The 23,789-nt window shown below is 71.0% G+C and carries 6 protein-coding genes; 2 read left to right on the forward strand and 4 right to left on the reverse strand.

The window, feature by feature from the left end:
* Nucleotides 1–22 precede the first annotated feature (22 nt).
* The gene (locus tag BR31_RS0125890) at nucleotides 23–3,196 is read right to left on the reverse strand and encodes a multicopper oxidase family protein (protein ID WP_027503478.1); all 3,174 of its coding nucleotides are present in this window, start codon (nucleotides 3,194–3,196) and stop codon (nucleotides 23–25) included.
* Nucleotides 3,197–3,343: 147 nt separating this feature from the next.
* Here BR31_RS0125890 and BR31_RS0125895 point away from each other — a divergent pair, with 147 nt between their 5' ends.
* Together BR31_RS0125895 and BR31_RS0125900 are read left to right on the forward strand one after the other, a co-directional pair.
* Nucleotides 3,344–3,718 carry a nuclear transport factor 2 family protein gene (locus BR31_RS0125895; protein WP_027503479.1) on the forward strand — a complete coding sequence of 125 codons (375 nt, stop codon included), beginning with the start codon at nucleotides 3,344–3,346 and terminating at the stop codon, nucleotides 3,716–3,718.
* A 1-nt stretch (nucleotide 3,719) separates the two neighbouring features.
* The gene (locus tag BR31_RS0125900; RefSeq protein WP_081830689.1) at nucleotides 3,720–5,162 is read left to right on the forward strand and encodes a threonine/serine exporter family protein; all 1,443 of its coding nucleotides are present in this window, start codon (nucleotides 3,720–3,722) and stop codon (nucleotides 5,160–5,162) included.
* Nucleotides 5,163–5,193: 31 nt separating this feature from the next.
* On the opposite strand, the gene BR31_RS0125905 is transcribed toward BR31_RS0125900, so the two are convergent.
* From BR31_RS0125905 to BR31_RS30265, 3 genes are all read right to left on the reverse strand, one after another.
* Nucleotides 5,194–5,433 (reverse strand): MbtH family protein, encoded by a 240-nt coding sequence (locus BR31_RS0125905; protein ID WP_027503481.1) that lies wholly within the window; start codon nucleotides 5,431–5,433, stop codon nucleotides 5,194–5,196.
* A complete protein-coding gene (locus tag BR31_RS0125910) occupies nucleotides 5,430–6,815 on the reverse strand; it encodes a lysine N(6)-hydroxylase/L-ornithine N(5)-oxygenase family protein (protein ID WP_027503482.1) in 1,386 nt (461 codons plus the stop codon). Before BR31_RS0125910 ends, BR31_RS0125905 begins: the two co-directional genes overlap by 4 nt.
* A gap of 139 nt (nucleotides 6,816–6,954) precedes the next feature.
* Nucleotides 6,955–23,766, reverse strand: coding sequence for a non-ribosomal peptide synthetase (locus tag BR31_RS30265; RefSeq protein WP_037178410.1), 16,812 nt, complete (start codon nucleotides 23,764–23,766; stop codon nucleotides 6,955–6,957).
* Nucleotides 23,767–23,789: the final 23 nt, after the last annotated feature.

The following is a 23,789-nucleotide window of genomic DNA, read 5'->3' on the forward strand; positions in this document are numbered from 1 at the left end:
GTTTTCGGTCTCGATCGCGGACCTACCGCCCGCCCAGCGGAACCGCGCCCGCCGCAGGCAGCGGGGGAAGCTCCCCGAGCGGCGAGGGTGTCAGCGTCGTCGACTGCGGGTCCGCCCGGCCCAGCCCGATCTTGCGGACCTCGGATCCCGCCGCACCCGCGCCACTGACGAGCAGATCCGCGCCTGCGGTGGTGCTGGTGGTGGCCACCTGCACCCCGCCGCCCGCGAACGGCTCGAAGGAGGCGATCTGCCGGAAATCCACTGGGCCCGAGTGGTGGTCCGGGCTCTCGAGGTACATCCCGGGCTCGCCGTCGAGCCGTGAGCCGCTCGACCACACGCGCACCGTGCCCGCCCCGCCCGCCATGCCGGTCACGATGCTCTTCGCGCCGCCCTCGGCGCCTGCCACCCAGCCCGTCGCGAGCGAGACGCCGTCCCGATAGCCCTCGTCGAAGGCCAGGAACTCCGACGTCATCGCCGGCTCATCGGTGCCGCCGCCGTTCGCGCCCGTGCCGCCGTGCCCGCCGTGGCCGCCCTTCGCCGCCGCGGCCGCGGTCGGCTCGAACAGGTCGTACCGGAAGGTCTTCACCCGCGGTGCCTCCCCCCGGCCGGGCGCGGTCACGATGCTGGCCCGGCCCGAGGCGGTATCCACCAGCCCGGTCGCGACCGACACTCCCGCCTCGGACCCCGGGTACGGCGTGAAGGTCGAGTACACCTGCGGTGCCTCGCCCTTCGCTGCGGGCAGCGTCGAGGAGAACACCTTCACCTGCGCCTCGACGCCGGGGCCGGTTCCCACGATGATGTTGTCGGCCAAGGCGTTTCCGTCGATGTCGGCGCCCGCGACGGTCACCCCGCCGTGGAATCCCTTGTCGAACGGGGCGAACCGGGTCAGCTCGGCGCTGAACGGACCCGCGGCGCGATCGGCGCCGTCGTATGCCACCACCTCCGGCTCCGCGCCCGCGCCGGTACCGACGACGAGATCGAGCACCATGTCGCCGTTCACGTCGGCGATCGCCACCGTCGGGGTGCCCTCGAAGGACGGGAACGGCGTGACGGCGGCGATCACCCTGTCACCGTTGCCGTCGTGGACCTGCACCGTCGCAGGTGTGCCGGGCGAGCCGGGTACCGCCACCGCGTACGTCGACACCTCGGGAATCACGTTGACGAGCGCCATCAGTCCGTTGTCCTCGTGGTTGAGGCGATGGCAGTGGATCACGAAGGTGCCGATGTACTCGGTGAACTTCGTACGCAGCGTCACCGACGCCGGTTCGAGCGCGCTCTCGTTCTCGTCGGTCACCGGCGCTGGGACGTTGACGTTGTCCATCCCCCACGGCTGCACGCCGGTCCTGGTACCCGCAACCGGATCCACGACCTCCATAACCTGGAAGTCGTTGACGTGGATGTGCATCGGGTGCTCGTCATTGTTGAGGTTGGTGATCGTCCACTCCTCGACCGAGTTGAGTCGTGGCTGGAGCAGGGGGATGTTCGGGAAGGTGTTGTCGTCGAACTCGTAGGTGAACGCCTTCGGATCGCTGGCCGAGGCCTTCTCGTTGCCGAACCCGCCCGAGACCGTCAGCGTGCGCTTGACGTCGGGCGTCATCACCGAAGTGTCCACGAACGAGGTGTAGGCGTCCAGGTTCTGGCCGGGTGCGAACGCAGTCGTCCGCCCCTCGCCGCTCGCGGGCGTCACGCGCAGCAGCGTCTGGGTGGGGAAGGTGAAGAAGCCGTCGGCGTAGCTGATCACCGACGGGTCCACGGTCACCGTGCCCAGCACCGCCGGTGGGTTCTCGGAGCCGTCGTTGGTGTAGAGCACGCCCGGATTGGTCACCGGTTTCGCACCCTCCAACGGCGGGATGTCGAGAACGAGGTCGCCGGTCTTCGGCATCGTCACCGCGATCGCGAACCGCGAGCCGGGCGGGATGACGAGCCGGGTGCCGTCGCCGCCGACCGGCGGCTCCACCCGAGTGAAGGGGTTGCCGTCCTGCCCGACGATCGCGAACGCCGGATGCTTTCCCGTCGCCGTCTCGGTGAGCCGGACCGGCATGTAGGCGAAGTCGCTGATGTTGGCCAGCACCCAGACCTCGGTCTGGCCGGGCGCGAGGTCGAGCTCCGGCTGGAACTGCCCGTTGATGGTGAACTGCACGTCCCGCTGGTTCTCCGGCAGCGACGGGTCCGCAGGGACGGTCACCGTGTCGCTGGTGAAGGTCTGCAGATTGCCGGGGACAAACTGGTTCTGGCCGCGGTGGTTGGCAGGCGACAGCGGCCCGGCGTACCAGTTGGTGACGTACCGGGAACCCTTCGTCGTCTCCGGGAAGTTCACCGGGGCCAGGCTCGGGGAATACGTGCCGTCGGCCAGCTCCGAACCCTTCGGGGGCGTGAGCGTGCTGACGTACTGCGGCCAGTCCGGGTCGTTCAGCTGCCGTCCACTGCCCTTGCGGTCGAAGACGAAGTTGTACTGCAGCGCCATGTCGCGGATCGGGATCTCGTTCTGCGTCACCAGCGGAAGGTTGCCGTCCGGGCGCCCGATCTCGAGCATGCCCGCGAGCCCCAGATAGGTCTGCTGTGCGGTGAGGGTGTGGCGATGGCTGTGGTACCAGTACATTCCGTTCGGCATGTCCTCCGGGACCGCGTAGTCGTAGCGGTTACCCATCCCGGCGGGGATGTCGAGGAGCACGTTGTCGGCGTTGCCGTCGGGGCTCACGTGCAGCCCGTGGGTGTGCAGGTTCAGCGGCGCCGACGCGAGCGACGGCGGGTAGATCGGCACCTGGCCGCCCGCGGGGGTGAAGGCCGGATCGTAGAAGTCCTCGATCGTCAGGCCCTGCAGGTCGTTGTCGTAGTGGATGATCAGGCGCTCCCCGGGGTCGACCCGCAGCGTCGGCGCCGGGTACACGTCCTCACCCTTCGCCTCGCCGTCCGAGGCCGTCCCCCGGATGACCTCGTACCCGAACAGCAGGAAATTCGAGACCGGCCCCGGGGCGGTGTCGAGGGCGACCGTGCCCTGGCGCGCCGACAGCCGCACCTCGAGCACGCCGTCCTCGCTCGACAGCCTCACCGGCTCCCGATACGCGGCGGGGGTGCCGTCGGGGCCTGCGTTGACGCCCGGCTCCCCCGTCGTCGAGAAGCATGACGTGAGGACCAGCGCCAGGGAGATCGCGACGCACGCGACCACGGAGATCGGCCTTCGACGATTCACCACCATCTTTGCCGCCTCGTTCCGGAACGAATGCGAGCACCGGCGCTCCAGCGTCAGCGCCTCAAAGCCTAGTTCGCGGGTCCGGCGGTCGCAGCCGAAAAGGCGCAGGCCCCATGCACGCCCTCCGCGGCCGGAAACCGATAGCGTGGACGCATGAGCACCTCGGAGATCGCCACGGTCCTCGCGTGGCACGACGCACTGAACGATTCCGACATCGACACCCTCCTCGCGCTCTCGAGCGACGACGTGGAGGTGGCAGGCCCGGAAGGTGCCGGGCAGGGCCTGACCGCATTGCGCGAGTGGGCCTCCGAGTCCGGGCTGACCCTGATCGCCGGACGCATGTTCGTGCACGAGGGCGTCGTCGTGGTCGAGGAGGAGGCCAGCTGGGCCGCGAAGCCCGACGAGAAGTCGACGGTCGCCACCGCCTTCCGCGTGGTACACGACCAGGTGACGTCGATCTTCCGGCACACCGACCTCGAATCTGCCTTCGCGGCAACGGATCTGAGCGAAGCGGACGCGGTGTCCTGACGTGGCGAGGGGGCGCCTGCGCGACGCACTCACCTCGCTGAACAGGCTGATCGGTGAAGAACGGGCGGTGGTCGACGACCAGACCTCGGCCCCCGCGCCCCTGCAGCCGATCGACCTCACCGACGACGCCAAGGTCGCGGAGGTCCTCGACATCGCCCTCCGATCCGGCGAGGTGCTGCTCGCGTCGGGCACCTCCGCGATGGACACCACCGCGCAGGTCCAGTTCGTCGCCGCGAGCTACGGGCTCGCGCGCTGCGACGTCGACGTCACCTACAACGCGATCCGCATCAGCGCGCACCGCGGACCGACGATGCCACCAGCAGCCACCATGCGGATCGTGCACTACCGGGCGCTGGACTTCACCCGGCTCGCCGCGGTCGACCGGCTCACCCGCCGACTGCGGACCGAGGCGGTCAACCCGGACGACGCACACGACGAGCTGACCCGGATCACCCGCGCGCCACATCCCTACAACCGCTGGACGGCGACGCTGGCGTGGGCGTCGATGGCGGCATCCGCCTCGGTGCTGCTCGGCGGCAACCTGCTGGTGGCGGTCGTCAGCTTCCTGACCACCATGGTCATCGACCGGGTCAACCGCAGGCTGAACGCCGTCGGGCTCCCGTTCTTCTTCCAGCACGTGATGGGCGGACTGATCGCCGCCGCGCCAGCCAGCCTGCTGTACACCTTCAGCGACCAGCTGGGCATCACCATCCGGCCGTCGCTGATCATCGCGGCCGGGGTGATCGTGTTGCTGTCGGGGCTGTCGCTGGTCGGCTCGGTGCAGGACGCCATCACCGGCGCACCGATCACCGCCGTCGCACGGTTCTTCGAGGTCCTCATGATGACCGGCGGCATCATCGCGGGCGTCGCGATCTCGCTGCGGATCGCGGGCGCGCTCGGTTCGACGTTGCCGGTGCTGACCACCGTCCCGCCGCCCGCGCTGGCCCAGATCCCGGTGCAGGTGGTCGCGGGCGCGTTCACCTCGCTTTTCTTCGCGGTGGCCTGCTACGCGGAGCGACGGGCGCTGCCCGTCGCGGGTATCGGCGGCGCCGCCGGCATTCTCGTCTACAGCCTGGCGTTGAGCGTGAGCATCGGCCCGGTCATCGCCTCGGCCATCGCGGCGACCGTGGTCGGCTCGGTCGGCGGCATCCTGGCCCGCCGAGCGCTGACGCCGCCGCAGGTGATCGCGGTCGCGGGCATCACCCCGCTGCTGCCGGGTCTCGCCCTCTACCGGGGCCTGTACGCCCTGCTCAACAACGAGTTGCTGGACGGGTTCAGCGCGCTGCTCTCGGCGTTCGGCATCGGATGCGCGCTCGCCGCCGGGGTGACGCTCGGCGAGTGGATCGCCAGGACCATGCGGCGGCCACGGATTCTGCGCCGCACGGGAACGCTGAAACGCCCGACCCTGAGCCGACGGAGGTCGGGTCAGAATCGGGCGTCGTAGTCAGTGCGCCGGCGCCGGTGGCGCCGGGTTGTCAGCTCTGGTTTCCGCGCTCGGCAGCGTCGCGTTCCATGGCCTCACGCAGGCTCTTCGGGCGCATGTCGGTCCAGTTGGCCTCGACGTACTCGACGCACGCCTGGCGGCTGTCCTCACCGAACACCACACGCCACCCCTGCGGGACGTCCGAGAACGTCGGCCACAGCGAATGCTGGTCCTCGTCGTTGACGAGCACATAGAAACGGCCGTCTTCGTCGTCAAAGGGATTGGTGCTCATCTGGCCTCGCTTGTCGCAAATTCGTTCATCGGTGTTTCCCGCGCTGGGGTTTCCGCCCCAGCGGACGCCTCGACCCTATCAAGATCGCCGTGGTCGGGGCGATTTTCCAGCACAGAATTCAGGATCTCACCGGCGCGAACGGCGACGTTGGACAGCAGCGACGAGGTGAGGCCGTGCGTCTTCTCGGTGCCGCCCTGGAGATAGATGCCACCGCGGACGTTCTCGGGGGTGACCAGCCGGTAATCGCGGTCCACCTCGGTGGCGACCCCGCCCTCGGGGGCCAGGTCGCCGATGAGGTTGCTCAGCGGGGTGGGGGTGAACCCGGTGGCCAGCACCAGCGCATCGCACATCAGCGAGTCGGTCAGGCCGTCGAGGTTGCTGCGCACGCTCACCTCGATGCCCTCCTCTGTCTCGACCACGCCGTCGATCTCGGAGGCCCGGCGCATGAACAGGCGCCGCTGGCCGCGCACCAGTTCCTGGTACTCCGTGGTGTACAGCTCGTTGATCAGCTCGATGTCGACGACCGAGTAGTTGGTGCTCTTGTGCAGGGTCAGGATCCGCTCGCGCTCGGTGCTGTCGGCACCGTGCAGCTCGTCGACGGCGCCGGGGTCGAAGATGCGGTTCGCGTACGGGCTGTCGTCCGCCGGGCTGTAGCCGTAGCGGGAGAACACGCTGTGCACCTCGGCCTGCGGGTAGTTGCGGTGCAGGTACTGGACCACCTCGGCCGCGCTCTGGCCTGCGCCGAGCACCACGAAGCGCTGGTGCCGCAACTCGGGCAGCTCGTCGATCCGGAAGAGGAACTGATGGTTGTGGAAGCAGCGCGCCGACGGCGTCGCCCACTCCGGGATCCGCTCGCGCAACCCGGCCCCGACGATCAGGTTCCGCGTCCGCATGACCTGCCCGTCGGCCGTCTCGACCGCGAACTCGTCCACCGCGCCATCCGCGGCGGGCAGGCCACGAACGCCGGTGACGGCGGTGCCGTATCGCACGTCGGCGTCGACCCGGCCTGCCGCCCACTGCAGGTAGTCGTTGAATTCGTGCCGGGTCGGGAAGAAGGTCTGGTGGTTGACGAAGTCGACCAGCCGGCCCTTGTCGAACAGGTAGGAGAAGAAGCTGAACGAGCTGGCCGGGTTACGGAAGGTCACCAGGTCCTTCGGGAACGCGATCTGCATGGTCGCGCCGTCCAGCAGCATGCCCGGGTGCCAGCGGAAGCGGTCCTGCTTCTCCAGGAAGCGCGCCTCGATCCGGTCCCCGGGGGCACACTTCGCGTTGTGCTCCTCGATGGCGATGGCCAGCGCCAGGTTGGACGGCCCGAAGCCGACGCCGACCAGGTCGTAGGTCGGCGACTGGTCGCGGTCAGCGGCCGAGAGAGTCGTATCCATGACGCGTCATCCATCCTCGCCGGTTCGGCCGGCGGCAGTGCTACTTGTTGCTGACATAGCTCGGGGTCCAACATTCGGGCCGCGCTGAATAGTAGCGCAGCCTACCCTAATTTGGGGCCCGGGGCGGGCCTTCACTCGGTCACCCGATCCGGCGATCCGCGTCGGCACACGCGGCGGCCAGCAGGGCCAGCAACCGATCCGCCAGCGCGGACACGACCGCGGGCTCGAGCACGTCCGTCCGGTAGCCGAGATAGGCGTGCACGGGGCCATCGCCCACCGGCTCGTAGAAGCTCAGCGCCAGGTCCGACACCGGCTCGCCGACCGGAACCGGCAGCAGGCCACCGAAGACTCCGTCCAGCTCGCCGAGGCGCGCCTGTTCGTGGTGCACGACCATCACCTGGGGTCGCAGCGCATCGCCGCCGAGATCGGTTGCCACGTCATCGAATCCGACATCCTGATGCTCGAGCGCGGACAGGTTGCTCTCCCGGACCCGGGCCAGCAACTCAGTGAAGGTCGGCTCACCCGAGGTGTCCGTCCGCAGCACCACCGTGTTGAAGAAGCAGCCGATCAACCCGGACAGCGCCTCCTCGGTCCGGCCGGCCACCAGGGCTCCGATCGGAAGATCTTCGCCCACACCGGCTTCGGCGAGAGCGACGGCCAGTGCCGACTGCAACACCATGAACATCGAAGTTCCGGTCCGACGGGCGAGCGCGTCGATCTCGCGATGCAGCGACTCGTCGATCGGCAGCGGCACCACGTCGCCGCGGCGGGGACCACCCGGCCTCACACCCGGCATGCTCATGGCCTCGGGCAGTCCGGACAGCCGCTCCCGCCAGTACGCAAGTTGCCTTGCATGCCTGCTCGACTCGTCCGCGGGGTCGCCGAGAACCTGCCGCGACCACGCCTCGTAGTCGCCATAGGTCACCGGCAGCTGCGGCAGCTCGGGCGCGTGTCCCGCCTGCCGCGCCAGATAGCCGGCGAGCAGTTCCCCGAGCAACGGCACCACGGACCACTCGTCGACGGCCAGGTAGTGCATCACCAGCAGCAGGGCCTGACGACCCGACGAGTCCTCCACGAGCTGAACCCGCAGCGGCGCCTGCTCGGTGAGATCCATCGGCTGCTGGGCCAACTCGAAGACCCGCGCGTGCAGATCGCCGTCGCCGACATCGACCAGCCCGACCTGAGGGCGCACCGCCTCCTGGCCGAACACCCCTCCTTCGCGCTCGAAGAACACCGTGCGCAGCGGCTCGTGCCGCGAGACCACGTCGTCGAGGGCCAACGCCAGCGACTCGGCGTCGAGTCGACGCTCCGGGTAGAGCGAGAGGGCGTGGCTGGCGGTCGGCGACTCCCGATACATCCGCCACTGCCTGCGCTGCGGCGGCGACAACGGCGCCGCACCGTCGCGGGGCGCCCCCGCGAGCAGGGCAGGCCTGCCCTCACCGTTGTCCGCCTCGGTCAGCTCGGCGAGCTCCGCGACGGTCGGTGCGTCGAAGACCTCCCGAATGCTCAGCTGGGCACCGAGTTCGGTGCGCACCCGGCCGACCAGTTGCATCGAGGCCATCGAGTGACCGCCGAGGTCGAAGAAGTTGTCGTGCACACCGACCGAGGGCAGGTGCAGGATCTCCGCGAACAGGTCCGCGATCACCCGCTCCCTCGGGGTCCGCGGCGCGACGTCGCCGGTCAGCTCCGACCAGTCCGGCGCGGGCAGCGCCTTACGGTCGAGCTTGCCGTTCGGCGTGAGCGGCAGCGGTCCGTCGAGCACGATGACCACGCTGGGCACCATGTAGTCCGGCAGCGACGACGCCACGTGGGCGCGCACCGCGGCCGGATCGACCACCGCACCCTCGAACGGCACCACGTACCCGATCAGCCGGGCGATCGACCCGTCCCGGTCGGTGACGACCGCGGACTGGTTGACGCCCTCGCTGTCCGCGAGCGCAGCGATGATCTCGCCGAGCTCGATGCGGAAGCCCCGGATCTTCACCTGGTCGTCGACCCGGCCGAGGAAGTCGATATTGCCCTCGGCCCGCCAGCGCGCCAGGTCACCTGTCCGGTACATCCGGCCGGGGCCGAACGGATTGGCGACGAAACGCCCCGCCGTCAACGCAGGCTTGCCGAGATAGCCGCGGGCCAGCCCGCGGCCTGCGATGTACAGCTCCCCCGCGACGCCGACCGGAACCGGCCGCAGTCGCGCGTCGAGGATGAACGCCTGCTCGTTGGGGTCCGGGATGCCGATCGGCACGGCCTGGTTCCAGCCCGGCTGCGCCTGCCACAGGGTGTTGTTCACCGTCGCCTCGGTGAGGCCGTAGGCGGCCAGCAGATTCAGCCGCTCCGCCCACCGTCCGATCAGGTCCGGCGGCACGGTCTCGGTGCCGACCAGGACCGTGCAGCCCGCGGGCACCAGGGCGCCCGGCGGGAGCGCGGCCATCAACGAGGGCGGGATGATCGCGTGCGTGACCTCATGCTCGTGCATGAAGTCGGTCAGCTCTGGGCCCGCGACCCGCGAGCGGTCCGGCACGATCACCAGACGCGACCCGGTGCACAGGGCCATCGACAGCTCGAACACCGCCACGTCGAACCCGACCGAGGCGAACTGCAGCACAGTCGAACCCGGCACCAGTCGCATCCGGTCCTCGGCGGTGGCGACCAGGCTGGAGATGCCCTCGTGCGAGACCACCACGCCCTTCGGCCTGCCGGTGGACCCGGAGGTGTAGATGACGTAGGCCGCGTGGTCGATGCCCGCGGGCACCGCGGTCGGCGGCCTCCCCGCCGAGGCGAGCTCCGCGACGACGTCCGGCTCGTCGAGCAGCACCCGGCGCAGGCCCGGCACCTCCTCGATCCGCGCGGATTCCGCGGCTGTGCTCAGCAGCACCCTCGCGTTCGAGTCGACCAGCAGGTACGAGATCCGGTCCGCGGGGTGGCTCAGGTCGAGCGGCAGGTAGGCCGCACCCAGCTTGAGGACGGCCAGCACCGAGGCGACCATGTCCACCGAACGCGGAACGGCAAGGCCCACCACCGATTCCGCGCCGACGCCGCGGCCGCCGAGCACCGCGGCGATCCGGTCGGACCGCTCGTCGAGCTCGGCGTACGTCGCGCTGCCGTGCTCGTCGAGCGCGGCCACCGCGCCCGGCGTTGCCGCGACCCAGCGCGCGAACGAGGCGTCGAGGGTCTCCTCCGGCACCTGCCTGCCGGTGTCGTTGAAGTCCACCAGCACCAGGTTCCGCTCGCCCGGGAGGAACACGTCGACCGCGCCGATCGGCATCGACGGCTCCTGTGCGACGGCATCGAGCAGCGCCAGCTGACGGTGCGCGATCGCGTCGGCGGTGGACCGGTCGAACAGGTCGGCGCCGAACTCGAGGCGCAGCGCGATCCGATCCTCGTCCAAGTACTCGGTGAAGTTGAACACCAGGTCGAACTTGGCGGTCCGCTCCTGCAGCGGCACCGGTTCGAGGGTCAGCCCGCCCAGCTCCGTGATGTCGGCGGCCCGGCTGTGGTAGCCGACCATCACCTGGAACAGCGGGTTCCTTGCCAGCGTGCGGGCCGGGTTCAGGCGCTCGACAACGGATTCGAACGGGACGTCGGCATTGGTGAACGCTGCGAGGTCGAGCTCGCGGACCCGGGCCAGCAGCTCGCCGAACGTCGGGTTGCCGCTCACGTCGGTGCGCAGCACCAGCGTGTTGACGAAGAATCCCACCATCTCGTCGAGGCCCTGCTCGGTGCGACCCGCGATGGGCGCACCGAGCGGCAGGTCATCGCCGGCGCCGATGCGGTGCAGCAGCGCCGCGGCGGCGGCGTGCAGCACCATGAACATGCTCGCGCCGCTGTCGGCCGCCAGCGCCCGCAGCGCCGCGGTGGTATGCGGATCCAGGTCCAGTTCGACCGCTCCGCCCGCGAAGCTCGGCCGCGCAGGCCGGGCACGGTCGGTGGGTAGCGTCAGCTCCTCCGGCGCACCGGACAGCGTCCGCTCCCAGTACGAGAGCTGCTCGCTCAGCACCGAATCCGGGTCCGTTGGGTCGCCGAGCAGCTCGCGCTGCCAGAGCGTGTAGTCCGCGTACTGTACGGCGAGCGGCTCCCACTGCGGCGCCTGCCCGTGCGCCCTCGAGGCGTAGGCGAGCATCAGGTCGCGCAGGAACGGCCGGTCCGACCACTCGTCGGTGGCGATGTGGTGCAGCACCAGCGCGAGGACGTGGTCGTGCGCGTCCAGTCGGATCACGGTGCCGCGCACCGGGATCTCGTGGGTCAGGTCGAAGGGCCGCAGCACAGCGCCGCGGACCAGGTCCGCGATCTCGGCCTCGGTCCCGTCCACCACCGTCAGCTCCGGGGTCGCCTCGTCGAGGACCCGCTGCACGGGCAGACCGTCGACCTCTCCGAACACGGTGCGCAGCGACTCGTGCCTGCCGACCACGTCCGCGAGCGCGGTCGCGAACAGCCCGGCGTCGAGCTCGCCCTTCAGGCGCAACACGATCGGGAAGTTGTACGCGGCGGACTCCCCCTCGATCTGCTGGATCAGCCAGAGCCGCTGCTGCGCGTACGACATCGGCAGGTGCTCGGGCCGGACCGTCGGTGCCAGCACCGGGCGCACCGCCTGGCCCCGTGCCCGGACCCGTTCCGCCAGCTCCGCAACGGTCGGCGCCTCGAAGAGGTCCCGCATGGTCAGCTCGGTGGCCAGCGCCGACCGGGCCCGGCTGATCAGCCGGGTCGCCAACAGCGAGTGCCCGCCGAGGTCGAAGAAGCTGTCCGCCGTGCCGAGTTCGCTGACGTCGAGCACCTCACCGAACAGCTCGCACAGCGCCTGCTCGATGTGATCGGCCGGCGCGCGTGAGCCCGAGCCGACCGCGTCCGGCACCGGCGGCAACGCTCGCACGTCGAGCTTGCCGTTCACCGTCATCGGCAGGGTGTCGGTCGGCACGAACGCCGCGGGAACCATGTAGTCCGGCAGGGAGGCGCGCAGCGCCTGTGAGTACTTCTGGCCCCCATGGGGGCCGAAATCACTCACGGGCCCGGAGGGCACGACGTAGGCGACCAGCCGCTTGACGCCGCCGGGGCCGGGCGCCGCGATGACCGCGCACTGCCGCACCCCGTCGAGGCCGGCCAGGACCGACTCGATCTCGCCCAGCTCGACGCGGTGACCGCGGATCTTCACCTGGTCGTCGGTACGGCCGAGGAAGTCGATGTTGCCGTCGGCGCCGCGCCGCACCAGGTCACCGGTGCGGTACATCCGGCCGCCCGCCGCGAACGGGTCGGCCACGAAACGCTCCGCGGTCAGGCCGAAGCGGTCCAGGTAACCGCGGGCCAGGCCGATGCCCGCGATGTACAGCTCGCCCGCCACCCCGTCCGCTACCGGACGCAGCCACGAGTCGAGAATGTGGGCCCTAGTGTTCCAGATCGGCTTGCCGACCGTTGGCGTCGCGGAGTCCGACGTGCCGCCGCCGAGCGTATTGATCGTGTATTCGGTTGGGCCGTAGAGGTTGTAACCGAACGTCCCCTCCGTGTCCCGCAGCCTGCTCCACACCGAGTCCGGTACCGCCTCGCCGCCGAGCAGCACCAGCGGCGGCCGATGCTCGCCCGGGCCGTCGCCGAGCAGGCCCTCCTCGAACAGGTGCTGCGCGTAGGTCGGCGTCACGTTGACGACGTCGATGGCGTTGGCATTGCAGTATGCGACCAGAGCCTCCGCGTCCCGGCGCAGGTGCTCGTCGCAGATGTGCACCTCGTGCCCCTCGACGAGCCAGAGCAGCTCCTCCCACGACATGTCGAAGGCGAACGACACCGTGTGCGCGATCCGGAGGCGTCGGCTCCCGGTCATCGCGATCGTCGGGTCGAAGATCTCCGCGCGGTGGTTGAACTGCATGTTGGTCAGGCCGCGGTACCCGGTGACCACGCCCTTGGGCTTGCCCGTCGAGCCGGAGGTGTAGATGACGTACGCCGGGTGGTCCAGCCGCCCCGGGGTGCCAGGGGCGAAGCCGCCCAGCTCCGCATCGGTCAGCGGTCCGGTGCCGTGGTCCCGGCTCGCGTCGCCGTCGAGGACGATCGCCGTGCCCTCGAAACCGGCGAGGGTCTCGCGGACCGCGACGGTGGTCACCAGCGCCACCGGCCCGGCATCGTCGAGCATCCCGAGCAGTCGCTCCGCCGGGTGGTCCAGCTCCAGCGGCAGGTACGCCGACCCGGTACGCAGCACCGCGAACAGCGCGACGACCATCTCAACCGATCGCGGCAGGCCAAGCGCCACAATCCGTTCCGGACCGGCGCCGTGCGCCAGCAGGAGCCGGGCCATGGCATTGATCCGGCCGTCGAGGTCGCGATAGGTCACCGACTGCGAGCCGAACACCAGCGCGACCTCATCCGGGGTGCGCGCGGCCGCTTCCGCGAACAGGTCCGCGATGGTGGACTCGGGCAGCTCCCGCTCGGTAGAGCCCGCCATCAGCGCCGCGCGCTCGCCGGGCAGCGACAGGTCAAGCGACCCGACCGGTGCGGACACGTCGTCGGCGAACAGTTCGAGCAGCCCGACGAACCGGGCCAGCATCGACTCGACCGTCGTCTCGGCCACCGCCTCGGGGCGGAACTCGAACTTGATCTTCACCCGGTTGCCGGGCGTCACCACCACGGTCAGCGGGTAATGGGTGTGGTCGACGCTGTCGCCGCCGCTGATGTCGTGTGCGCTGTTGAGCGCCGACACCTGGTTCTCGTCGACGAAGTTCTGCAGCACGTAGAGCACGTCGAAGAGCTGGCGGTGATCGGACTCGCGCCCGATCGTGGCCAGTCCGAGATAGTCGTGCGGCATCAGGCCGAGTCGCTCGGACTGGCTGCGCCGCAACAGGTCCTCCACCCGCTCCGCCGGACGCAGGGTGGTGCGGACCGGGACGGTGTTGAGGAAAAGGCCGGCCACCGTGTCGAGGCCCTCGACCTCGGGGGGCCTGCCTGCGACGGTGATGCCGAACACGACATCGTCGCGGCCGGTCGCGGCGCCGAGCACCAGCGCGAGCGCGCCACTGAGGACGGCGTTGAAGGTGACCCCGCTGGCCGACGCCCTGGCCCGCAGCCGCTCGCTCAGCTCGGCCGTGAGCACGGTGTCGCGGCGGCCGGGCAGCGCGGGGGCCCCGGCCACGGCCGACCCGAGCAGGGTCGGCTCCTCGAGACCGGCCAGCGCGCGCCGCCACTCCGCCCGACCGGTCTCGCTGTCGCGGTCGCGCAGCCAGCCCAGGTAGTCGTCGAAACCACCCGTCGGGGTCGGGAACCCGCTGTCGTCGCCGGCCGCCTCGTAGAGCGCGAGCAGCTGGCTGACGACGATGCCGTTCGACCAGCCGTCCCAGAGCAGGAACTGCCGGTTGACCACCAGACGGTCGCGGTCGTCGTCGAGGCGGATCACCATCGCCCGCCACAGCGGCGGCGCCGTCAGGTCGAACGGGGTGAGCCGGTCGGTGGCCATCAGCTCGGCCGCGTGGGCCTCACGCTCGGCCTCCGTCAGCTCGCGCAGGTCGAACTCGACGATCGGGACGTCGAGGTCCGCGGTGATGAACTGCACCGGCGCGGTCAGGCCGTCGCTGAGGAATCCCGCACGCAGCGTGGGGTTCCGGCGCTGCAGAGTGCGCAGCGCCGAGGCCAGCCGCTCGATGTCGAGCCGGTGCTCGAAGTCCAGCGAGAACTGCGCGGTGTAGATGTCGGCGCCCTCGTCGAAGGTGGCCTGGAAGTACAGGCCCTCCTGCAGCGGGGACAGCGGCCACACCGCGTCGACCCCGGCGGGGCTGCGCTCGGCGATCAGGTCCAGCTCCGCCTGGGTCAGCGTCACCAGCGGCACGTCCGACGGCGTCAGCACACCGGGACCGTCGTGGCGCGCCGCGGTCTCGACGAGCTCGCGTAGCGCCTGCGCCCAGCCCTGGCTCAGCGCCTCACCGTCGGCCTCGGTCAGCCCCAGCTCGGAGCGGCCGAAGTTCGCCGTCAGCACCGGGCCCTCGGCGGTGTCCTCGCAGATCGCGTTGACGATAAGCAGGTAGGGGCCGCCCATGTCGGCATCGGGATCGGTTGACAGCGCACCGGTCTCGGGGGCCGGGGCCCACGGGACCGCGATGCCGAGATCTGCCGACGGCATCCTGCCCAGGTAGTTGAACAGGACCTGCGACTCCGCGCGGGCAGCGAGCAGGGCGGCGGTGCGGGCGTTCGCGTACCGCAGCATGCCGTAGCCGATGCCGCCGTCGGGCGCGTCCCGCAGCCGCTCCTTCACGTCCTTGAGCACGTCCAGCGGCCGGTCGCCCGCCCGCAGCCGGACCGGGCTGATGCTGGTGAACCAGCCGACGGTGCGGGACAGGTCAACGCCAGGCGCCAGCTCCTCGCGGCCGTGCCGCTCCAGGTCGACCAGCAGGTCGGACGCGGCGCGGCCGGTGTCGCGGTGCCAGCGGCTGACGGCGATCCGCAGCGCGCTGAGCAGCACGTCGGTCACGTCGGCGTTCGCCAGCGCGGGGACGGTCGTCAACGCGGCGGCGGTGTCGTCCACGGACAGCGAAATCCGTTGCTGGGAGCCGGTTCCGATGGTCGCGTGACCGCTGACCTCCGGCACCAGAGCCGCTCCCGGCGCGGTCACGCCGGACCAGTGCGCCAGCTCGGCGAGGCGCTCGGCGCCCTGGGCCTGCTCGGCGGCGATCCGGCCGAACCCGCGCAGGGAGGTGCCGACGGGATCGAGCGCCGCATCCTGGCCGGATGCCGACGCCACGTTCGCCATCGCGAGGTCCTCGAGCAGGATCCGCCAGGACACCCCGTCGACCACGAGGTGGTGCGCGACGATCAGCAGGCGGCCGGTGATCTCCGGTCCGGCGTCGAACCACACCGCCTGCAGCATCACACCCGACTCGGGGTCGAGGCGGTCGGTCGCCGCCTCGGAGTGCTCGGTCACGATGGCGCGCAGCGACTCCGGGTCGCGGGCGTCGACGGCGGTGAAGATCGAGGCGGCGCTCACCGAACCGGGTTCGGTGGTCACCGTCGACCAGACGCCGGGTGCGTGCCGGGTCAACCGGGCGCGCAGGCCGTCGTGGTGGTCGAGCAGCGCCTGCAGCGCCGCGGTCAGTCCGCGCTCCTCGGCGCCTGCCGGGGTGTACAGCAGCACGGCCTGGTTGAAGCGGTCGGTGCCGCCGGACCATTCGGAGAGCCGGTGCACCACCGGCAGCGGGATGACCTCGCCGATGCCGTCCGCGACGAACGCGTCGGGCGTGGCCGCCTCCGCGATCGGGGCCGCCTCGCCGACCAACCGCGCGATGGCGGCAGGCGTGCGCTGCTCGAAGATCTGGCGGGGGGTGAGCGTGACACCGTCGCGGCGGGCCAGGTTCACCAGCCGGATCGCCAGGATGCTGTCGCCGCCGAGGGTGAAGAAGTCGTCACCCGGGCCAACCCGGTCCAGGCCGAGCACCTCGGCGAACTGGGCGGCGATGCGTCCCTCCGTGCCCGAGCTCGGGGCGGCCTCCGACACCGCGATTGAGAAGTCCGGCGCGGGCAGGGCCTTGCGGTCCAGCTTGCCGCTCGGGCTGAGCGGCAACGCGTCCAGCTCCACGAACGCGCTGGGCACCATGTACTCCGGCAAGGAGGCGGCCAGCGCCTGTGCGTACTTCTGGTCCCCCTGCGGGCCGGAAGTGCTCACGGGCCCGGAGGGCACCACATAGGCGACCAGGCGCTGCTGGCCGGGACGGTCCTCGCGCACCAGGACGGCGGCCTGGGCCACCGACGGATCGGCCAGCAGCGCGGCCTCGATCTCGCCGAGCTCGATCCGGAAGCCGCGCAGCTTGACCTGGTCGTCGGCGCGGCCGACGTACTCGAGTTCACCGTCCGCGGACCGCACCAGGTCGCCGGTCCGGTACATCCGGGTGCCTGCGACGAACGGGTCGGCCACGAACCGGTCCGCGGTCAGCGCGGCGCGGCCCAGATAGCCGCGGGCGAGCTGCGGCCCGGACAGGTACAGCTCCCCCTCGGCACCCGGCGGCACCGGGTTCAGGTACTGATCGAGCACGTACAGCCGGGTGTTGGCGACCGGCGCACCGATCGGCACGCTGTGCGCCGTCGCGGACAGCGCCTGTGCCCCGAAGAAGTAGCTCACCTCGACCGCGGCCTCGGTTGGCCCGTAGAGATTGTCCAGGCGGACGCCGGGCAGCACCTCGGCGAAGCGCCGGGCCGACGCGGCGGACAGAGCCTCACCCGAGCAGGCGACGACCCGCAGCGCGGTGCATGCGGCCGCGCCCGGCTCGGCCAGGAAGAGGTCGAGCATGGACGGCACGAAATGCGCACGGCTGATGCCGCGTTCGGAGATCAGTCCGGCCAGGTATCCCGGATCCTTGTGCCCGCCGGGCCTGGCCAGCACGACGGTGGCCCCGGCGATCAACGGCCCGAAGAACTCCGGCACCGAGACGTCGAAGCTCGACGGCGTCTTCTGCAGCACCCGGTCCCCCACCGTCAGCGGGTTCTCCGATTGCATCCAGAGCAGCCGGTTGACGGTGGCCTCGTGCGACACCAGCACGCCCTTGGGCCTGCCGGTCGAACCCGAGGTGTAGATGACGTACGCGGGATTGCCCGCCACGGCCCCGGCAACCGCAGGCGGCACATCCGAATCCCCCATGGGCTCGGACAGATCCACCGTCAGCACCGGCAGCCCGGTCTCGAACGGCTCGCCGTCGGTGAGCACGCACACCGGCTCGGCATCGGCCAGCATGTACGACAACCGGTCGGCCGGGTAGTCGAGATCGAGCGGCAGGTAGGCGCCGCCTGCCTTGCCGACTGCCAGCAGCGCGACCATCAGCTCGAGCGAACGGCCCAGCGCGACGGCCACGAGCGACTCCGGTCCGACCCCGCGATCGACGAGCTCGCGCGCCAGCCGGTTCGACCGCGCGTGCAGCTCGGCGTAGGTCAGCGACCGGCCCTCGAACTCGACGGCGACCGCGTCCGGGGTGCGCGCGACCTGCTCGTCGAGCAGGTCGGTGAGGGTACGGGCCTCGACGGATCCGATGGAGGCGGCCCAGCTCGCCTCCAGCTCGTCCCGCTCGGCCTCGGTCACCAGCGCCAGCGCGGAGATCGGCTGGTCGCCGTCGCGCACCAGCTCGCCGAGGAAGGACACCATGCCGTCGGCCAACCGGTCGGCGGTGGCCGCGTCGACCACCGCGGCCTGATACTTGACCTCCAGCCGCAGCTCGTCGCCGGGCGCGACGATCAGCGTCACCGGATACGGCGGATTCTCCTCGAAGGTGATGCCGGTGATCTCCAGCGTGCCGGTCGGATCGGCGACGGCGCCCTCACCGATCGGGTAGTTCTCGAACACCACCAGGGTGTCGAAGAGCTCCTGCAGCCCGGTCAGCCTGCGCAGCTCGCTCAGGCCGATGTACTGGTGCTCGAGCAGCCTCGACTGCTCGTCCTGCCAACGGGTCAGCGCGGCGGCGACGGATTCCTCGGCGCGGTAGCGCAACCGGGCGGGCACCGTGTTGATGAACAGACCGACCATGGTCTCGATGCCGCGCAGGTCGCCGCCCCGACCGGAGACCGTCGAGCCGAACAGCACGTCCCGGCGCTTGGTGAGCCGGCCGAGCAGCAGGCCCCAAGCGCCGTGCACAAGGGTGCTCAGCGTCAGGCCGCGAGCGCGTCCGAACGCGATGAGGTCCGCGGTCTGCGCCGCGGACAGGTTGACCTTGACCTCGCGGACACCGACCTCGGTGCCACGCTCGGCCCTGCCGAGCCCGGTCGGCTCGTCGACGCCTGCGAGCGCGGCACGCCACACCTCGATCGATGCCTGCCGGTCACGGGAGCCCAACCAGCCCAGGTAGTTCCGGTACGGCTCCGGGGCGGGCAGCGCCGCGGGTGCCGAACCACCCTTGGGCGCGTACAGCGCCATCAGCTCGCGGAGCATCACCGGCACCGACCAGCCGTCGGCGACGATGTGGTGGATCGACTGCAGCAGCAGGTGCTCGTCCGCAGTCGTATCGCCCGCCGCTTCGCTCGCCCCGTCCCGCTGCACCAGCACGTACCGCAGCAGCGGCGCCTGCTCGAGGTCGAAGCCACGCACCCGCTCGTCGGCGAGGATCTGCCGGACCCGGGACGAGGCCTCGTCGCGACTCAGTCCGCGCAGGTCGACCGTCTCCATCGGGACGCGGGCGTCGCCGGAGACCACCTGCACCACCCGGCCGTCGGACACCGCGCGCAGCCCGGTGCGCAGCGCCGCGTGCCGGTCCACGACCGTCTGCAGCGCGGCGTGCAGCGCCTGCGGGTTCACCGGCCCGGTCAGCTCGATGATCTGCTGCACCACATAGGGATCGGAGTGCTCGGTCTCGAACGCGCTGTGGAAGTAGATGCCCTCCTGCAGCGGGGTCATCGGCAGCACGTCGACCAGGTCGGCGGCCGCGGCCTCGAGCTGGCTCACGTCCGCCTGGCTCAGCCGCGCATGCGGGAAGTCCGAGGGGGTGTGGCCGCCGAACGGGGCGCTCGCCGCGAGCGCACGCAGCGCCGCGGTCCAGGCCTCCGACAGCGCGGCGATCCGCGCCGCGGGGAACAACCCGGGCGCCCAGGTGATGGTGGTGCGGAGCGTGGGCCCGTCGGGTCCGTCCTCCGCGATCGCGTTGAACTCGATGGCGTGGCCCATCGGCGCGTCGGGGTCGTTGGCGCCGTCCATCGCGATCGGCAGCCAGTCCGCCCCCTCGGAGGCGGAAACCCTTCCCAGGTAGTTGAACAGCACCTGCGGGGTGACGCCGCCTGCCAACTCGACACCCGAGGAGCTCAGGTACCGCAGCGCGCCGTAGCCGATCCCGTTGCCCGGCACCGCCCGCAACTGTTCCTTGACCGCCTTCACCGCCGCGCCGAGCGCGACCGGGTCGAGGCCGTCCGCGAGCGCACCCGCGTCGATCCGGACCGGGTACAGGCTGGTGAACCAGCCGACAGTGCGGCCCAGGTCGACCGGCCTGCCCGCGGCGTCCTCCTCGCGTCCGTGACCCTCGAGGTCGATGACCACCTGCGTGTCGGATGAACCGGCACCGGAACCGGCCTGTCCTCGCCAGTCCGCCAGCACGACCGCGAGCCCGGTGAGCAGCACGTCGCCGACCTGACCACCGAACGCGGCGGGTACGGCCCCGAGCAGCGGGCCGGTGAACTCGGGCGCCAGGCTCACCGTGATCGACTCGGCTGCGCCGCAGCGGTCGAGCGCCGGATCGAGCGCGCGCGAGCCGAGCGCGGTGTCCGCCGTCCGTGCCACCGAGAGCCAGTGGTCGAGTTCGCCGTCGAACGCACCGGATTCGGCCCGCTCGGACAGCAGCTGGGACCACCGGCGCAGCGAGGTGCCCACCGGGGCCAGCTCGACCGGAATGCCAGCCGTCGCCGCCGATCCCGCCCTGGCCAGGTCCTCGAGCAGGATCCGCCAGGACACACCGTCCACCACCAGGTGGTGGACCACCAGCAGCAGCCGACCGGGGCGGTCCGCCCCGCCGTCGAACCAGACCGCCGCGAGCATCACGCCCGCGTCGGGGTCGAGTCGCGCTGCGGCATCGATTGTTTCGCGTGAAACCACGGCCTCGAGCTCGGCCGAGGTCAGGTGTTCCGCGTCGATCCGGCGCAGCGGGGCCGTCTCGCTTGCGGTCTCGGGCACCGACAGCGTCCAACGCTCACCGCGCACCAGCGCGGCGCGGAGCGCATCGTGGCGCTCGATCACGGCGGCCAGTGCCGCGCGCGCCGCGTCCTCGTGGAACCCGATCGGTGTCTGCACGAGCACCGACTGGTGGAACCGGGCGATGGCCTCGCCGGATTCGCTGGTGTGCGCGATGATCGGCGTCGCGGGGACCTCGCCGAGCGGGACGTCGAGCCGGTCCACCAACGCCTCGGCGCGGCCCTCGATCTCGCGGGCGAGGGCCTCCGCGGTGCGCAGCTGGAAGACCTCGCGGGCACTGAAGTTCAGGCCGGCGCCGCGCGCGTGGTTCACCAGCTGGATGGCGACGATGCTGTCGCCGCCCAGCGCGAAGAAGTCGTCGGTGACGCCGACACTGTCGACGCCGAGCACCCCGGCGATGATGGCGCACAGCTGCTGCTCGCGCTCGGTGCGCGGCGCCAGCCCGGGCAGCGCGGCGCGCAGATCCGGTTCCGGCAGCGCCCGCCGGTCCAGCTTGCCGTTCGCGGTCAGCGGGAACTCGTCGAGGAGCAGCACCGCGGTGGGCACCATGTACTCGGGCAGCTTGGCCGCCGCCCAGGCCCGCACCTCGTCGGAGGTCAGCGCCGGGTGGTCCGCGTGCGAGACCACGTAGCCCGCAAGGTACTTGGACCCGTTGTTCTCGCGCACCAGCACCGCGCAGTCGCGGACGCCCGGGTGCGACGCGAGGGCGGCCTCGACGTCCTCGAGCTCGAGGCGCATGCCGCGGATCTTCACCTGGTTGTCGGCGCGGCCGATGAAGTCGAGGCTGCCGTCCTCCGCCCACCGCGCGAGGTCACCGGTGCGATAGAGCCGGGAGCCGTCCTCGGCGAACGGGTTGGCGATGAACCTCGAGGCCGTCAGCGCGGCAGCGCCGACGTAGCCGCGGCCGAGCAGGTAGCCGCCGGCATACAGCTCGCCGCCGACTCCCGGCGGCACCGGCCGCAGCTGCGAGTCCAGCACGTACAGCTGGGTGTTGGGGTTCGGCCTGCCGATCGAGGATGCGATCCGCTCGGCCCGGTCGCGGTAGATCACATGGGAGACACCGATGGTCGCCTCGGCGGGACCGTAGCCGTGGTAGAGCGTGGTGCTCAGCCGGCGCCGGAACCGGTCGAACAGTTCCGGGGTGAGCACCTCGCCGCCGCACCAGACGTGCCGGAGGCCGTCGAGCGAGCGGCCGCCCTCGGCCAGGTCCAGCAGCACGCTGAGCATCGACGAGACCAGGTACACGAAGGTGACCCGCTCGCGTTCGATGAGATCGAGCAGGTAGTGCGGGTCGCGCTCGCCGCCCGCTTCGGCGACCACGAGCCGGCCACCGGAGACCAGCGGAAGCAGGATCTCGTTGACCGAGATGTCAAAGGAGAGAGGCGCCTTGAACAGCGAGGCGTCGTCGACGCCGAACCCGAGCACCTCCTCGACCTGCCACAGCAACCGGGCGCAGATCGCCTCGTGCCGGATCATCGCGCCCTTGGGCCTGCCGGTGGAACCGGAGGTGAAGATGACGTAGGCCAGTGACTGACCCGCGATCTCGGCGTCGAGGGGATCCGCCGACTGACCCGCGTGCGCCCAATCGGCCAGGTCCACCGCAACCGCCGACTCCGGCGGGACCTGCACCCCGCCCGGTCCGGTGAGCACCAGCCGTGCGCCTGCGTCCGCGAGCACCTGGTCGCGGCGGTCCTGCGGCCAGGCCGGGTCGAGGGGCACGAAGGCGCCGCCGGCGGTCATCACAGCGAGCAGCCCGACGACCATCTCTGCGGAGCGCGGAACGCCCACCGCGACAACTTCTTCCGGTGCCAGTCCACGCTCGGTGAGGTGCCGCGCGAGCTGGTTCACGCGCGCGCCGAGCTCCCGATAGGTGAGCCGGACCTCGCCCGCGATCAGCGCCTCCCGGTCCGGGGTTGCCGCGACCTGCGCCGCGAACAGTTCGGGCACGGTGTGCGAGGGCTGCGGCCGGGCGGTGTCGTTGAAGTCCACCAGCACCTGCCGCCGCTGCACGTCCGACATCACGTCGAATCGCGAGATCGGGGCGTCGGGCGCGGCGGCGAGCTGACCGAGGAACTGGGTGAGCTGCACGCGGTGCCGTTCGAGGTCGTCCTCGAGTCCCGCACCGACGCGCAGGTCGATCCGGATCGACTCGCCTTCCTGCCCGCGCTGGACGGTGAAGTCGAGCTCACCGATGGCACCGGTCACCATGTTCCGCGCGAACGCGGGGCTGCCGCCGAAGGTCAACGAGTGCTCGAACAACACGATGTTGACGCCGGGACCGAAGACCCGGCGGGACGGGTCGAGCGCGCGCATCTCCCTGGCGAGGTCCTCGCCCCGGTAGCGACCGTGCCGGAGCAGGCCGATCAACCCCTTGTCGATGTGCGCCGCGAGCGCGGCCAACGTGCTGTCCCCGTTCACCTGCAGCCGCATCGGCAGGATGGTCGAGGCCATCGACGGCAGGTTCCGGAGCGCGCGGCCGGTGCGGCCGGTCAACGGCACCGACAGCATCAGGTCGGTCTGGCCGCTGACCCGGTGCAAGTAGGCCGCGAGCATCGCGAACGGGATGCGGGTGCGCCGGATGCCCTGGGCGTCGGCGTACCGGTACAGCCCCTCGACGGTCTCCTGGTCGAGTTCGACGCTGGCCTTGATCGGCGGCGCGAGGGGGTCAGGGGACGGGGGCAGCAACACCGGCGGCTCGGGCGCGTCGGCAAGCCACTCCAGCCAGTGCGCCCGGTCCGCCTCGTATCGACCGGAGCCGCGGTACTCGGCGTCCGCCTCGATCGCGGTCTGCAGGGACCAGTCCTGCTCGTCGAAGAGGAGCTCGGGATGCTCCTGCCGCCCGACGACCTCGCCGACCAGCAGCACGATGCCGTAGCCGTCGATGATGCTGTGGTGGTACCGCTGGTGCCACCACGTCACCTCGTCGTCGATCCGCAGGATCGTCTGGGTGAACAGGGCCTCGTCGCTCTCCAGTTCGGCGACGGTCTGCATGTCGTTCTCGACCCAGGCCCGGGCCGCGGCGGCCGGGTCGGGTCGGTCGCGCAGGTCGATGATCCGGAGCGTCCACGCCTCGGGGTCCAGCCGCTGCTGACGGAGTTCCCCGTCCGGCCCGACCGCGAACCGCACGTGCAGCGCCTCGGCCCGCCGGATCGTCATGTACACGGACTCGACCGCGCGGGCGATGTCGAGCGGCCCGTTCACCTCGATGGTCAGCGAGATGTTGTAGGCCGGGCTGGTGGGCGCGAGCCGCTGCGCGACCCACACCTCGGACTGGGCAGCGGTGACGGGAAGCCACTGTCCGGTGGCGTGCGGGAGTGCCGTCGAGTCCGAGGGAGAAGACATACAGGTCCGATCTTCGTCGCGCG

This window comes from Rhodococcus sp. UNC363MFTsu5.1, from assembly GCF_000686785.1.
Lineage (GTDB): Bacteria > Actinomycetota > Actinomycetes > Mycobacteriales > Mycobacteriaceae > Rhodococcus_G > Rhodococcus_G maanshanensis.